Raw genomic sequence first — 13,118 nt, 5'->3', positions numbered from 1 at the left:
AACCCGCCAAATCCGGTATAGTCGGCCGATGAACAGATGATGGATTGATTTATGAAGCAGTTTCTTGATTTCCTCCCGCTAATTGTCTTTTTCGCCTTTTATAAGCTCTACGATATTTACGTGGCCTCTGGCGCGCTGATTGTCGCCACCGCCCTGGCGCTGGTGTTCACCTGGTTCAAGTACCGCAAAATCGAGAAGATGACGCTGATCACCTTCCTGATGGTGCTGGTGTTCGGCACCCTGACGTTGGTGTTCCATAACGATTTGTTTATCAAATGGAAAGTGACCATCATCTACACGCTGTTCGCGCTGGCGCTGCTGATCAGCCAACTGGTGCTCAAGAAGCCGTTGGTGCAGCGCATGCTGGGGAAAGAGCTGACGCTGCCGGATAAAGTCTGGAACAACCTCAATCTGGCCTGGGCGGTGTTCTTCCTGGTCTGCGGTCTGGCGAACATCTACGTCGCGTTCTGGCTGCCTCAAAGCGTTTGGGTCAATTTTAAGGTGTTCGGCCTGACCGCGCTGACGCTGGTATTTACCCTGCTAAGCGGTATTTATATTTATCGGCACATGCCGGAAGAACAGAAAAAATAGTTACAAAATTGTTAATGCCCGTAGCCTTTGCTACGGGCAGTATAGTGAAATCCCTTCTTTGATAAGCAGACAGCTATGACTCAACAACGACCTTTACCCAGTGGCGAAATGGTGCTGCGCACGCTGGCGATGCCGGCTGATACCAACGCCAACGGTGATATTTTTGGCGGCTGGCTGATGTCGCAGATGGACATCGGCGGCGCTATTCAGGCAAAAGAAATTGCCGAGGGACGCGTAGTAACAGTACGCGTCGATGGTATGACCTTCCTGAAACCTGTCGCCGTGGGTGATGTGGTATGTTGCTATGCGCACTGTATCCGTACCGGGCGCAGTTCTATCACCATCAATATCGAAGTGTGGGTCAAGAAAGTGTCCTCCGCCCCGATAGGCCAGCGTTATCGCGCAACCGAGGCAGTATTTACCTATGTCGCGGTGGACGATGAGGGCAATTCACGGGCCCTGCCCGACGGAAAAATGAATTTCCGTGTGGGTTTCGATGAATAACCCGTAGCGACAAAATTCGTTTTCAATCAGCCCGATGCACCCCATCGGGCTTTTTTATTGCTGCAGGTTAATCAACGCGTTTCAATAACGCCTTTTGGCGGTTAAAGGCCTGTATCTTGATTTTGCTTGTGTATAATCAACCGGGTACCCCACGACGTGGGACGCCAGAGTCGGCCTATCGCTATCTTGGTCAGTGCTCCGCCTATCAATTCATCTTGTGGCATAAAACTGAGGTTATAAGTAGAGAATGGCTACCCTTAAAGACGTTGCACGCCATGCCGGTGTCTCTGTAACAACCGTATCTAACTTTATTAATAATAAAAAAAAGCTCAAAGATGATACCCGGCAGAACATTCTGGAAGCCATTCAGGCTACCGGCTACCGACACAATGCCTTGGCCGCCTCACTCAAGAAAAACTCTGCCAGTTTAAAAAGCATTGGCATTATTTCGATCGTCGACCAAAACCCCTTTTTCTCCGAGCTGTTCTTCAAGCTTGAAAATGAATGCTTCAAGCAGGACTTTACCGTGATCTCCTGCTTCCGCCATGCCGATAAAGAGGATTTGCACACCTACATTAATTTAATGTCGGGCCGCGTGGACGGCATCATCCTCATATCGTTGAAGCGCGACAAAATTGATACCGTAATCAAACAGATCCATGCGGTGCCGGTGGTGGCTATCGCTTTCGACATCGGTGATGTGATGAGTTTGTGCGGGGGTACAGAATTCAATTTACATAATGAGACTGGCGGCTACATAGCAGGACGGTTCTTGCTGTCCAAAGGGCACAAAAAAATTGCCTGTGTGACCGGGCCCAAAGCGTTAAAGACCACAACAAACCGTATCGCGGGTCTGAAAAAAGCACTGGGGGAATTTAACCTGCCTGAAGACGCCGTCGACTATATCGAAGGAAACTACACCTATCAGAGCGGCGTTGACGCCATGTATCAACTTTTTTCCTCCGCAGCGTTACCAACGGCCATTATCTGTCATAACGATTTAATGGCCATTGGCGTGCAGAATGCGGCGAATGAACTGGGCTTGAAGATCCCCAGGGAGCTTTCAGTCATGGGTTACGATGATATAGAAATGTCCAAATTGTCTTTCCCGTCACTCTCCACGGTTAGAATTCCTTTGGACGACATGGCTTACCAAGCCCTGGAAGGCCTGACCATGAAAATGTCTCATCCAGGGAGTAAAGCCATAATATCAATAACACCTAGCCTGGTCGTCCGGGGATCGGTCAGTGAACCCGTCGATTTTGGAAAATGACGTTCAGAAACTAAACCGTCGCCTTTTCCACCATGGTCGCCATATAGAGATCAAGCACCCCCTGGTGATCAACCTGAACGCAAACACGTTGCTTCGGTTTCCTGCTCCACTCATCAATCGGGTAACGTTTCCCCCCTCTTTAAGCAGGGTATGCCCGATGGCCGGCCCTTCAGTAATCACCCGTATAGCGCCGACTTTGACGTCGAACAGCTCAGGGGCAATCGCATAGACAATGGCCGAAGAGTCGTGCACATAAAACCCTTCCATACCCATTTCCCGTTGATGAAAGTCCGCATAAAAACGCGTTATGCGATAAATGAACTCACCGTATCGGGCTGAATCCAGACGTAGTCGATCAATATATTCGCCAGTCATTACCGTTTGCTGAGTAACGTCCAGCCCAACGACAGTCACCGGCCAGTCAGTGGTCATCACCCTGTCGGCCGCATGCGGGTCGCCGATGATATTGGCTTCCGCGAAGGGAGTCACATTGCCCGTATGGCCGTTATGGCCAAATGCTCCGCCCATCACAATCACCTCTTTGACCAGGCCGGCAATGCTGGGATCCTTTTCAACCGCCAAAGCCAGATTGGTTAACCTGCCGACGGCGATTAAGGTAATCTCGCCCGGATGGGCTTTTACGCTATCGATAATGTAGTCATGAGCCGCTCGCTTATCGATGCCGTGATACTCCGCCGCAGGAATATCTATATCTCCCAATCCATTTAACCCATGGACAAAAGTGGTTGGCTCACCCGCCGCGACGACCAGCGGGGTATCTGCACCCATCGCAACATCCGCAGTCAGACCAAACCGCTGCTTGATATACAGCGCATTTCTGGTGGCATTCTCGATAGTCGCATTGCCAAAAACGGTGGTAATCCCCATCAGCTCTATCTCTGAACTGGCATGTGCCAGCAGCATCGCCATGCTGTCGTCAATGCCGGGATCCGTATCAAAAATGACTTTTCTCTTCATGAATATATTTCCTTTGTGGATTTGGTGTTTTCAATCTTCTCGAGTATCAGACAGGCAACAATGGCGATACAGACGGCGGTAAAGCCCAGGACGGTCATGACCATCGCGCTGGCCACCCCGAACCGATCAACGATGGCGGCAGACAAAGCCGGAGAGATCGTGCTGCCCACGGTTCCGCACGTCAGTAAAAAGGTAACCAGCACGGCCGGAGAATTTTTCACCTGTTGAGAGCCAACGGAAATGCCTAATTTATAGACGCACGAGGTCAGAAAACCGAAGCCGAGTGTGAGAGTCAGGAATACCCTTGGGTTGTGAGTTATGCTCAAGTAAAAGGTCACCAGGATCGCAATGATAGAGACCGCCACTAACATGACCCGTGCGGGGATTTTATTCACCAGTATGGCTGCGGTGATTAAACCAAACACGGATGGCCCCCAATAGTTGCCCACTGCCGCCCCGGACTCCGCCGCAGACAAACCAAACGTCTGCTGCAAGTAACTGGGCGACCAGGTCAGGAAAGTACTCTGAGCAAACAGGTAAACACCGAGCGCAAACCCCATTAAAACCACTCTGGGGGTCATCACCTCTTTCCAGTTAAACCTGGCGCCTGGGGTGTTTGCTTTATCGGCTTCGGCCAAATCCCCTTTCGGATATTTCAATATAAAGGTGCTGATAAACACCAGCGCGGCAATCACGCCCGCCAGTCCGTAGGCGGCAGTCCATTGCATATTGGCCGCAATGATCATTGTCGCCATCGAGGGAAAGATAAAACCGGAAGCGCTAAAGGCACAATCAGTGGCTATAAAGGCGGAAGCACGTTTGTTTTCGTTGAAAACTTTGGAGATAAGCACTGCGCCGCCCGACAAACCGGTGCCGCAGCAGGTGCCCAAAACAAAAAGATAGAACGAAACAACGAACGGATTTCTGACATCCAGAAACACCAATGCGGCCAGAACAACCAGGAAAATGGCATAGGTGACGCGCAGGATGTGACGGATCTCAAATCGAGAATACACCGCCATCGAGATGAACGTTCCCAAAAGCGTGCCACCGGTCAGGTAAGAAAACATCGCCGCGGCGTCCGTGATGCCCATACCCAGATAAACAGACATCGGTTTAATAACAATGCCTATCTGAGTGAGGAGACCCGCCATCACCATATAGGTCATAAATGAGACAGACAGTAAGCTGGCTTGGTAAGAACTCATGGTTTTCCCCGAAAAGGTTTAACGTTACACCATTTCATTTTGTTTTATGTGCCGAGAAGTTGAAGTGATCGGGTTCACAATTAAGTTAAATGAGCGTTAATGTTGCGTGAAGTGAGAGAGAGATCGGCTTTTGTTCAATAAATCAGGTTGAGGTGCGTGTTTCACTGTCAGGCGCAGTGAGGCAGGTTTTCTATAGCAGGACTTAATAAAGGTTTATCGTTACACCATTTAGCTTCAATAAGACGTATTGCAGGATTAAGGCAACGCATAGCGAATTTCAGGCAGCAAAAAGGGCCGCCGAAGCGACCCTTGTCTTTAATTAACCCTAACCTGTCGGTCAGTTCATTTCCGTGGTGCCGTTAATTTTAAAGCGAATATTCACGGTACGATCTTTCGCTTCTTTGGCTTCATAACGCCACTTACGCATTGCCTGCTTCACTTCACGTTCGAACATATTGCGCGGTTCCGCAGACAGAATACGCACGTTGCTCACACGGCCGTCGCTGTCGATATCGAACTGTACCCGTACATTGCCTTCAATCTGCAATGCTCTGGCACGCGGCGGATAAATCGGATCGACACGGCTGAGCGCCCTCGGTGCCACATCACGCGAATTACCCGCAACCGGGGCTGACGGTGCCTGCTTAACTGGCGCTTTGTCGATAGGCTTGGCCGGCTGGTTATTTTCAAACGGCGAAGGCTCACGCGGCTCAGTTTTCTGCGGTTCACGCTTGACCGTTTTTTCGACCTTCGGCTTAGGTTTTGGCTTCGGTTTGGGTTTTACCGGCTCAGGCTTCAATATCGCCTTCGGCGGCGGCTCCGGGATCGGTTCTGGTTCCGGCTCGGGTTCAGGCTCCACCTGCGGTTCTGGCTCCGGCTCGGACGGCGCAGGAGGTGGCGGCTCCGCCATCGCGGCGGTATTGACCATCATGACGCTGATTGGCGCATCTTCAGGTTTCGGCAACTCCATCACTTCTTTGACAGAAGCATAGAGCAGACCCGCCACCAGGGCGCTATGTAAGCCAACGGACAGGACAATCGGCACGGACAAACGGCGATTAAGGAACATCTTTTTTAGCGGCATAATGATTCTGTTTCCTCTGGTTCGCCAAGTTTAAATGCAAATAGCAATCATATTCAATAACGAATGGCAAACTATCGCTCTAATCGTCGTTATTCATCGCTAAAACCTGCAAACTCATGGGGATATTAACCTTTCATTTGCCTTTTCACCGAGGCTTTTACACGCTTCATTAACCTGATTTACCGCCGCCAAGAAGCAAAAAACCCGCCGTAGCGGGTTATTAGTTATCAATGCGGCGTTATTCTTCATCGCCGTAATACAGCACGCCCAGTTTGATCAGCGGCCGGCCCTGTGCTTTGCGGTGCAGGTTGGTGTCACGAAGTGAATAAACGCAACCGCAATACTCCTGTTGATAGAAGCGCTCGCGCTTGCTGATGTCGATCATCCGCGAAGCACCGCCTTTTTTACGCCAGTTGTAATCCCAGTACTCAAGATCCGGGTATTTTTCTGCCGCACGCACGCCGCAGTCGGTGATTTGCTGCATGTTCTTCCAGCGGGAGATGCCCAGCGAACTGGAAATGGTATCGTAGCCATTTTCGTGCGCATACAGCGCGGTACGTTCGAAACGCATGTCGAAGCACATGGTGCAACGGATGCCGCGCTCGGGTTCATGCTCCATCCCTTTGGCGCGAGCAAACCAGTTATCGGTATCGTAATCGGCGTCAATAATCGGTACGCCATGCTGCTCGGCAAAACGGATGTTCTCGTCTTTACGCAGCAGGTATTCCTTTTGCGGATGGATGTTCGGGTTATAGAAGAAAATGGCGTACTCGATGCCGGAGGCCTGAATGGCTTCCATCACCTCACCGGAACAGGGAGCACAGCAGGAGTGCAGCAGCAGCTTGCTTTTGCCCTCAGGCAAGTTGAGTTTCTCTCTAACCAGTTCCGTCATTTCTCTACCTCACAAACCTTGTCCGATGAATCGCGCGGCCGCACTATACGAATAAACACTAGCGGCTTCAAGGCATAAGCGCCAGCCATGGCTAAATTCCAGCGGGCGGGCATTCCCTTGTCTCGTCTTTTGCGCTACTTTAAATTTACCGTTCTATAGCAATGATTTTAAAGGTGAAACATGCTTTATCTGATCTACGCGCAAGACGTCCCCAACTCATTGGAAAACCGCCTGTCAGTACGCCCCGCGCACCTGGCGCGCCTGCAGGCACTGCGTGATGCGGGCCGTTTGGTGGTTGCCGGCCCCAACCCCGCCATCGACAGTAACGATCCGGGTAGCGCAGGTTTCAGTGGATCTACGGTCATTGCGGAATTTGCTTCACTGGCAGACGCACAAGCCTGGGCTGAACAAGATCCCTACGTCGCAGCTGGGGTTTATGGTGACGTAACGGTCAAACCGTTCAAACAGGTGTTCTAGCGCGAAGACAGCCCACTGAACTCCCCCTCAGTGGGTTGTGACCACAAAGCATGGCCGGCTACGCCGACGATTGGCCTTACGTATATATCTCCTTCTTGGTTTAGCCTTGACTGGCACAACGTCCTTCACCTTTCACGCTATTGTGCATGATGCGATGCGCTCATAGACTCTGAGTGCTGTATATAAATACAGTAACTCCAATTTTCCCTATGAGGATCAAATGATGAACACCTGCCCTGATATTGCCACATTGAGAAGCACCGTACCTACCCTTGCCGGTGAGCTGATCGCAGTAACCGCCTATGATTCAAGCTGGAGCAGCAGTAACGGCCAACCTGCAGGCGGTGGCATCTTTGTCGCTAAAGCACAATCGACACCGGCAGACGACGGTGGCATGTTTATTCGCCCTAACTCGTCGTGGGTTTGGCTGCGTATATTGGAGGTGGCAGGTACAGTTTCACCTTATCTGTACGGTGCTAAAGGCGATGGTCTTGCTGACGATACGGATGCGATCCAAAAAGCGCATGACTACGCGAGTTCGCTGCATGAACACACTACTAAACAATATATTGTTGATGGCGTTGTTTATACGACCATCGAGCAAGTATTGAAAAACGGTATCCTGACTTTTGGGAATGGTCGCTTTAAGTGCACAAAAACACTAAAGTTTGATACAAAAACCGTCGATTATGATTTCTCTGGAGCCTTACTGGACTTCCGCTCCTTTGCCAGCGGCACAGCAGTTGCACACGCAACCGCGATCCATTGGATGAATACCGATGGCTATCCACAAGGCAATATGACCGTGAAAAATTTGCGGATGATTGGCCCTGGGGCAGATAGATTTGTTGACGGCATGACTTTCCGCAACGATATCATTCCTGCCACCGAGACCAAGCCCGCAACCGATGCTAAGACCACGTATTCACGTAACTCTCTAACATTTATTGATGGTGGCCTCGAAAACTTCGCTTACGGTGTTACCGGTAATAACAACTTTTACTTCCTCCGCATGTACAGTTTTATGTTTAACCACTGCCATACCTGCTATTACTTCCCCAACACCGCGACGAACTCCGGGGAGGAGATGAATTTCCATAGCTGTGTCTTTGCGCAGAGCAACTGCGGCGTTAACCTGCAGGGAGGTTACAGTTATTTCTTCAATTGTTCCTTCGATTATATATACGGTGATAACGGCACTCAGGACCCTCAGGTAAGCCTGGGAAAATATATTCATATTGAAGGTGGTCAGCACATTTTCCGCGATTGCCACATTGAAGGCTTTGGCCCGCGGAATTATATCGTTAACGTCCCTGATGCCAAGAAATGCAAAATCAATTTTATCGGTGGCTTATTTACCTTTAAGGCCGGCAATCCTGCACTTGCGGACCAAGCCACCATTTGTAATCCGTTCTACTTTGGTGATCAGGCACGCGTAGTATTTCAAGCCGTTAATCTCGGGAAACTACAACAGGCAGGTGATGTTGGCGTCAGTGGCTGGATTGATGGCACCGGTTCGGTCTCATTTCGCGACATGCAATTGCCGATGAACTGGCCATATTTGCTGACTAAGGTACGTACGGCCCCCAATGTACAGGATAACTGGCTCGACAGCACAACCTATACCAGTGGCGGCAGCAATGATAAATGGACCGAAGAGGCCTGGGTATTGCCGCCAGGGGGGATTAACTCCGTGCGTAAATCCCGCTACGGATGGGGAACGGTAAATAGCACCAATTTCAGCATGATCCGCCAACCAGGGTTGGTCTCTATTGGGCGTAATGCTGCCGCAGGTGAAGGTGTTTACCAAGCCGTACTCGGCACTATCGCCTTGAAAGGCTATGGCAGCGTGATACATAATTTTCAGGCTGCCACTTATGCAGGCGACGGGCAAAGTTGCCAGGTAAAAATCGTCTGGGCCAAACTGTTGCAATATGGTGCGGCTCAGGATATAGAGCCTAAGATCCTAATGCAGGCGACTGGACACACTTATACCTACAACTTCAGTGGTAGCGAATCGCAACTTAAGACCGCGATTATTCCAGGGCAAATGCAAGGCTCAGATACCCAAACACCTATGGTCGATAGAGCCCCTGACTGGGCAACTCATGCTTTTCTGCTGATTGATGTGTCAAAAATGAAAAGTAACTTCGACTTGCGCATCACCGATGTTTATATGCGCCAAGTATAAAGAATTTAACATTGACTACAGCCGCGGAGGATCGCGGCTTTTCGTTGCGGAAAAAAAAAGCCAGCACGGAGTGGCTGGCTAAAGGGTTCTTCGAGGGAATATCTTGTTCGATAAACATACTCCCTTCCCCGCTGAATTCGCCATCTATCGGTGCGATAGGCACCGCCTGTACCGCTTATTTTTACCACTGCATGGAAAACCTACAGCTGCGACCTACACTTAAGCCGTAGTCATGTTCGAACTTATCCATTCGTTCTCTACGTAAAAGGAATAGTGATGAAAGCAACTAAATATCTGTTGGCTGTACTGGCATTCGCCTCCTTCTCTTCCATGGCCGCCATTGAAATCACCAAGGAAGAAGCCGCAAAACATACCGAAATTGGCCCGGTGACCATCTAACAAGATGGCGATGATACCGTGGGCATCGATCACGCAAGATTGTCTAAAGCGGTCGATGAAAAAGGCGGGAAATACTATGTGATTATCGGCCGCGAGGGGAAAACCTCCTTCGAAACCATCAATGCCGTGGCCTACAAATAACGCCTGAAGACTCAAATGGCGTATTAACGCGGCGGTGACTCGGGCCGCGTTAATCCTGATCCACTAAAAATCTTCAGCGACTCTGCACATCTTGCAAAATCAATGTCTGCATATCCGCAAACATGGCATCCCACTCCGCCGGATCAATCTCCATCAAGCCAAAGTAGCGCAGCATAAATGCTCCTTCGGTGGCCAAAAACGCCAGCCGCGCACGCTTGCCTTCCTCAGTGGCTAAATCCAGTTCGGCAATCCGACTGCGGTACCATTCACGCGTACTGTCCAGATGCTCCGGGGTTTGGATCAGGGTCGCCATCAGCCCGGCAGCCTTGGCGCTGGAGGCCTGATCGGAGCTTCGGGTCGCCTGCAGATGCGCTTGCACACTCGTCGTGGCCGAGGGATTTTCGCCGGCAATCTCGTCGAATACCCGTTCATAAGCTTTACCCCAGCGATCGAACATCGCATCGATCATCGCGTCTTTGCTGCCAAAGCAATATTGCACGCCACCTTTGGAAATCCCCATAGCTCTGGCAACAGAATCAATGGTCAGCCCGGCGGCACCCTGCGTGGCGACAATCTCTTCCGCCACGTCCAGAACCTTGTCACGATCGATGCTGCGTTGACGTCCCATTGAGAAACCCTCTTTTCAATACATACGTATGGATATATATTACGCCAGTATACCACCCGGCAATCCTGAGTGGTGACGATCTTATAGCTACGCCCCCGCGTAGCTTGTTTTTTGGAATAATATTATGCACGTAAACAACCGCTGGTTGATCCTGGCAATGATTTCCAGCGCGCTATTTTTGATTATTATCGACATGACGGTACTTTACACCGCTTTGCCACGGCTGACCCTGGCGCTGGATGCCAGCGCTTCGCAAAAATTATGGATCGTAAATGCCTATCCACTGGTGGTAGCGGGTTTACTGCCTGGTGCAGGCATGTTGAGCGATCGTATTGGCCATAAACGATTGTTTATAGCTGGGTTGCCGGTGTTTGCCGTCGCCTCGCTTTGCGCGGCCTTTTCCCCGTCGGCCGAATGGCTGATCGCTGCCCGGGTATTCCTTGCGGTAGGTGCCGCGATGATGATGCCGGCTACCCTGTCCATTGTCCGCCATATCTTTACTGATGAGCGTGAACGCGCCTTGGCCATAGGCATCTGGGCAGCGGTGGCCTCTGGCGGCGCGGCTATTGGGCCAGTAGTTGGCGGCGTGCTGCTGGAGTATTTCTGGTGGGGCTCGGTGTTTTTGATCAACGTCCCTGTGGTGTTGGCAGTACTGCCGTTTGCATGGCGTTTAATTCCACACTGCGGCGGCGAAAACAAAAGCCCTTACGATATCATCGGCTCGGTACAGATCATGGCCGGTCTGGTTGGTTGTATCTATGCGTTAAAGGAACTAAGCAAAGCGGCCCCCTCCTTTACCGCGTTGGCGATTGCCGCCGCGATCGGCGTTGTATCGCTCTGGCTGTTCGTTCGCCGCCAACGGCGGGCACGCTATCCGATGATCGACTTCTCGTTGTTCCAGAATCGGCTGTTTGCCGGTGGCGTCGGGGTAGCGTTAGTGTCGATGATTGCGTTAGTCGGCGTAGAGCTGGTATTGACTCAACGGCTGCAACTGGTGCTTGAACTTAGCCCTTTGCAGGCCGCGCTGTTTATTCTGCCGATCCCGCTGGCGTCAGCACTGGCAGGCCCGTTAACCGGCTTACTGCTGCCGCGCTTCGGTGAGCGCAGCATGATACTCGGCGGATTTATTCTGACCGGCTTGGGTATCGCAGGCCTGGCTCTGCTTTACCAAAGCAGCCTGGTGTTGCAGCTGATTTGCCTGTTCATCGCCGGTTTTGGTCTTGGCGGCGTGATCACAGCAGCCTCAACCGCCATCATGCTTAACGCGCCGGAAGAGAAGTCAGGTATGGCAGCGTCGATCGAAGACGTTTCCTATGAATTGGGCGGGGTTCTGGGCATCACCTTGCTTGGCGGATTGATGACCGCCATCTATAGCCACAGCCTGGCTCTGCCTGACAGCCTGCCGGTAAGTGATATCGCCTACGACAGCATCGACGAGGCATTGAGGCTGGCCGCCAATCTGGCAGCCGATCAGGCCGAACAGCTTAAACAGCTGGCGCGCCTGGCATTCGACCGCGCATTTATCGTCGTGCTGATTGCAGCCGCTACGCTGATGGCACTGGGCGCCGGCGTGGCAAAAATGGCCTTGCGCAAGTAATGGTCGAAAGCTGCTGTTGTTGTTAACGCATTCTGCTTAAACTGATTTGGCAATTTGCTTCGCGGATTTATCGATATTGGTTTTGACGATTGCATTGATGCTTTTGAACGTCTTTAACCCTGCGATAAATCCGGTTACTGTGTTTGTTATGGATATTGTGTAAATCATCGAATCAAATAATCAGGAGAAGATTATTATGGCAACGACGAAGAAAGCAGCAAAAAACCATATCGGCCTGGACAGCAAACAATCGGCGAAGCTCTCGGAAGCCTTGAATGCGCTGCTGGCGAATTATCAGGTGCTGTATATGAACGTACGCGGCTACCACTGGAACATTTCAGGCCCGCACTTCTTCGAGCTGCACGTCAAATTTGAAGAAACCTATAACGACCTGCTGACCAAAGTCGATGAATTGGCAGAGCGTATTTTGACCCTGGGTTCACAACCGCGTCATGCTTTTAGCGATTACCTGAAAACTTCCGACATCAAGGAAGACACCAACGTCACCGACGATAAAGGAACGCTAAGCGGTTTGCTGCACGGCTATTCGGTGCTGCTGCAACAACAGCGTGAACTGCTGACGCTGGCCGCAGATGCCGGTGATGAAGGGACTGCTTCCCTGATGAGCGACTACATCAAAGAGCAGGAAAAACAGGTGTGGATGCTTAACGCCTATCTGGGTAAATAACCCCCAGTCTCCGCTAACAAAACAGTCCCCTCAGGGACTGTTTTCGTTTTACCACTCGTATGACACCACAAACAGCAACGAACGTCGGTGCTGATCGTCCAGGCGACGCCGCACCCGAATGATATGCCGATTGCTGCATGACTGGCGTTCCAACCAGCGATGCCTGCGGCGCTGGCTCTGCCTCAACATCCGCCAGCGGCCCACTTCGTTTCTACTGCGTCTCATCGTTTCGTCACTCATTCGTCAAAAGCCAACGGCGGGCATTATAGCCCTTTCACCGTGCGATCCAAGCCTCAGTTTTTCGTATTTTACTCTGGCCCGACAACGCGGTAGTTAGCCCAAAATGTCCTTTTCGTTTACAGCAAGTGCCTTAAGACAATCATATTTTTGCAACATAAGCGCGGAGAAAAGGTTTCCCCTTTACCATTCTGTGCGTACACTCATCGTTGGTGGTTTGCGAACGGGAT

Annotated in this window: 15 protein-coding genes; 9 read left to right on the top strand and 6 right to left on the bottom strand. The window is 51.1% G+C overall.

Translation table 11 applies throughout. From position 1 onward, the window contains the following. The first annotated feature begins 51 nt into the window (after window positions 1–51). From ACMGG1_RS10405 to ACMGG1_RS10395, 3 genes are all read left to right on the top strand, one after another. The gene (locus ACMGG1_RS10405; protein ID WP_020827162.1) at window positions 52–591 is read left to right on the top strand and encodes a septation protein A; all 540 of its coding nucleotides are present in this window, start codon (window positions 52–54) and stop codon (window positions 589–591) included. Between the two features lie 75 nt (window positions 592–666). Then, window positions 667–1,095: an acyl-CoA thioester hydrolase YciA gene (gene yciA / locus ACMGG1_RS10400; RefSeq protein WP_020827163.1), complete on the top strand. Its 429-nt coding sequence runs from the start codon at window positions 667–669 to the stop codon at window positions 1,093–1,095. A gap of 247 nt (window positions 1,096–1,342) precedes the next feature. After that, a complete protein-coding gene (locus tag ACMGG1_RS10395; protein WP_128864676.1) occupies window positions 1,343–2,368 on the top strand; it encodes a LacI family DNA-binding transcriptional regulator in 1,026 nt (341 codons plus the stop codon). Window positions 2,369–2,371: 3 nt separating this feature from the next. Here the strand turns inward: ACMGG1_RS10395 and ACMGG1_RS10390 are convergent, their stop codons facing one another. The 4 genes from ACMGG1_RS10390 to ACMGG1_RS10375 all read right to left on the bottom strand — a co-directional run bounded on the left by ACMGG1_RS10390 (window position 2,372) and on the right by ACMGG1_RS10375 (window position 6,530). Next, complete coding sequence (locus ACMGG1_RS10390; RefSeq protein ID WP_414161351.1) at window positions 2,372–3,346, bottom strand: nucleoside hydrolase; 975 nt, start codon at window positions 3,344–3,346, stop codon at window positions 2,372–2,374. Next, window positions 3,343–4,554, bottom strand: coding sequence for an MFS transporter TsgA (tsgA, locus tag ACMGG1_RS10385; RefSeq protein WP_410528759.1), 1,212 nt, complete (start codon window positions 4,552–4,554; stop codon window positions 3,343–3,345). The genes ACMGG1_RS10390 and tsgA overlap by 4 nt, the downstream gene beginning before the upstream one ends. A 337-nt stretch (window positions 4,555–4,891) precedes the next feature. After that, a complete protein-coding gene (gene tonB, locus ACMGG1_RS10380; protein WP_142815109.1) occupies window positions 4,892–5,638 on the bottom strand; it encodes a TonB system transport protein TonB in 747 nt (248 codons plus the stop codon). Between the two features lie 238 nt (window positions 5,639–5,876). After that, complete coding sequence (locus ACMGG1_RS10375; RefSeq protein WP_020827168.1) at window positions 5,877–6,530, bottom strand: epoxyqueuosine reductase QueH; 654 nt, start codon at window positions 6,528–6,530, stop codon at window positions 5,877–5,879. A gap of 180 nt (window positions 6,531–6,710) precedes the next feature. Here ACMGG1_RS10375 and ACMGG1_RS10370 point away from each other — a divergent pair, with 180 nt between their 5' ends. From ACMGG1_RS10370 to ACMGG1_RS10355, 4 genes are all read left to right on the top strand, one after another. Then, the gene (locus ACMGG1_RS10370) at window positions 6,711–7,007 is read left to right on the top strand and encodes a YciI family protein (protein ID WP_020827169.1); all 297 of its coding nucleotides are present in this window, start codon (window positions 6,711–6,713) and stop codon (window positions 7,005–7,007) included. Window positions 7,008–7,227: 220 nt separating this feature from the next. After that, entirely contained in the window at window positions 7,228–9,198 is a 1,971-nt protein-coding gene (locus ACMGG1_RS10365) for a hypothetical protein (protein WP_238387464.1), read from the top strand. A gap of 276 nt (window positions 9,199–9,474) precedes the next feature. Continuing rightward, entirely contained in the window at window positions 9,475–9,597 is a 123-nt protein-coding gene (locus ACMGG1_RS10360; RefSeq protein WP_414161350.1) for a hypothetical protein, read from the top strand. 18 nt (window positions 9,598–9,615) lie between these two features. Beyond that, window positions 9,616–9,738, top strand: a complete 123-nt coding sequence (locus ACMGG1_RS10355; protein ID WP_414161349.1) for a hypothetical protein — start codon at window positions 9,616–9,618, stop codon at window positions 9,736–9,738. A 73-nt stretch (window positions 9,739–9,811) separates the two neighbouring features. Here ACMGG1_RS10355 and ACMGG1_RS10350 read toward each other — a convergent pair whose 3' ends face one another. Continuing rightward, entirely contained in the window at window positions 9,812–10,366 is a 555-nt protein-coding gene (locus ACMGG1_RS10350) for a TetR/AcrR family transcriptional regulator (RefSeq protein WP_130016744.1), read from the bottom strand. Between the two features lie 124 nt (window positions 10,367–10,490). Between ACMGG1_RS10350 and ACMGG1_RS10345 the strand changes: the two genes are divergently transcribed. Both ACMGG1_RS10345 and ACMGG1_RS10340 read left to right on the top strand, forming a co-directional pair. Beyond that, entirely contained in the window at window positions 10,491–11,963 is a 1,473-nt protein-coding gene (locus ACMGG1_RS10345) for an MFS transporter (RefSeq protein ID WP_414161348.1), read from the top strand. 196 nt (window positions 11,964–12,159) lie between these two features. Beyond that, the gene (locus ACMGG1_RS10340) at window positions 12,160–12,651 is read left to right on the top strand and encodes a Dps family protein (RefSeq protein ID WP_020827174.1); all 492 of its coding nucleotides are present in this window, start codon (window positions 12,160–12,162) and stop codon (window positions 12,649–12,651) included. 48 nt (window positions 12,652–12,699) lie between these two features. On the opposite strand, the gene ACMGG1_RS10335 is transcribed toward ACMGG1_RS10340, so the two are convergent. Continuing rightward, the gene (locus ACMGG1_RS10335) at window positions 12,700–12,876 is read right to left on the bottom strand and encodes a YciY family protein (protein WP_071827036.1); all 177 of its coding nucleotides are present in this window, start codon (window positions 12,874–12,876) and stop codon (window positions 12,700–12,702) included. Window positions 12,877–13,118: the final 242 nt, after the last annotated feature.

It is taken from the genome of Serratia sp. BNK-12, from assembly GCF_047456085.1.
Taxonomy (GTDB): domain Bacteria; phylum Pseudomonadota; class Gammaproteobacteria; order Enterobacterales; family Enterobacteriaceae; genus Serratia; species Serratia liquefaciens.
Note: the sequence above shows the minus strand (reverse complement) of the source record. Positions and strands in the feature narration are given on the sequence as shown.

Excerpts from the sequence above, each read along its gene's own strand:
- ACMGG1_RS10365 (WP_238387464.1), top strand. The coding sequence starts at position 7,228 with ATGATGAACACCTGCCCTGATATTGCCACATTGAGAAGCACCGTACCT.
- ACMGG1_RS10375 (WP_020827168.1), bottom strand. The coding sequence starts at position 6,530 with ATGACGGAACTGGTTAGAGAGAAACTCAACTTGCCTGAGGGCAAAAGC.
- tonB (WP_142815109.1), bottom strand. The coding sequence starts at position 5,638 with ATGCCGCTAAAAAAGATGTTCCTTAATCGCCGTTTGTCCGTGCCGATT.
- yciA (WP_020827163.1), top strand. The coding sequence starts at position 667 with ATGACTCAACAACGACCTTTACCCAGTGGCGAAATGGTGCTGCGCACG.
- ACMGG1_RS10370 (WP_020827169.1), top strand. The coding sequence starts at position 6,711 with ATGCTTTATCTGATCTACGCGCAAGACGTCCCCAACTCATTGGAAAAC.
- tsgA (WP_410528759.1), bottom strand. The coding sequence starts at position 4,554 with ATGAGTTCTTACCAAGCCAGCTTACTGTCTGTCTCATTTATGACCTAT.
- ACMGG1_RS10405 (WP_020827162.1), top strand. The coding sequence starts at position 52 with ATGAAGCAGTTTCTTGATTTCCTCCCGCTAATTGTCTTTTTCGCCTTT.
- ACMGG1_RS10335 (WP_071827036.1), bottom strand. The coding sequence starts at position 12,876 with ATGAGACGCAGTAGAAACGAAGTGGGCCGCTGGCGGATGTTGAGGCAG.
- ACMGG1_RS10395 (WP_128864676.1), top strand. The coding sequence starts at position 1,343 with ATGGCTACCCTTAAAGACGTTGCACGCCATGCCGGTGTCTCTGTAACA.
- ACMGG1_RS10345 (WP_414161348.1), top strand. The coding sequence starts at position 10,491 with ATGCACGTAAACAACCGCTGGTTGATCCTGGCAATGATTTCCAGCGCG.
- ACMGG1_RS10350 (WP_130016744.1), bottom strand. The coding sequence starts at position 10,366 with ATGGGACGTCAACGCAGCATCGATCGTGACAAGGTTCTGGACGTGGCG.
- ACMGG1_RS10390 (WP_414161351.1), bottom strand. The coding sequence starts at position 3,346 with ATGAAGAGAAAAGTCATTTTTGATACGGATCCCGGCATTGACGACAGC.
- ACMGG1_RS10340 (WP_020827174.1), top strand. The coding sequence starts at position 12,160 with ATGGCAACGACGAAGAAAGCAGCAAAAAACCATATCGGCCTGGACAGC.
- ACMGG1_RS10360 (WP_414161350.1), top strand. The coding sequence starts at position 9,475 with ATGAAAGCAACTAAATATCTGTTGGCTGTACTGGCATTCGCCTCCTTC.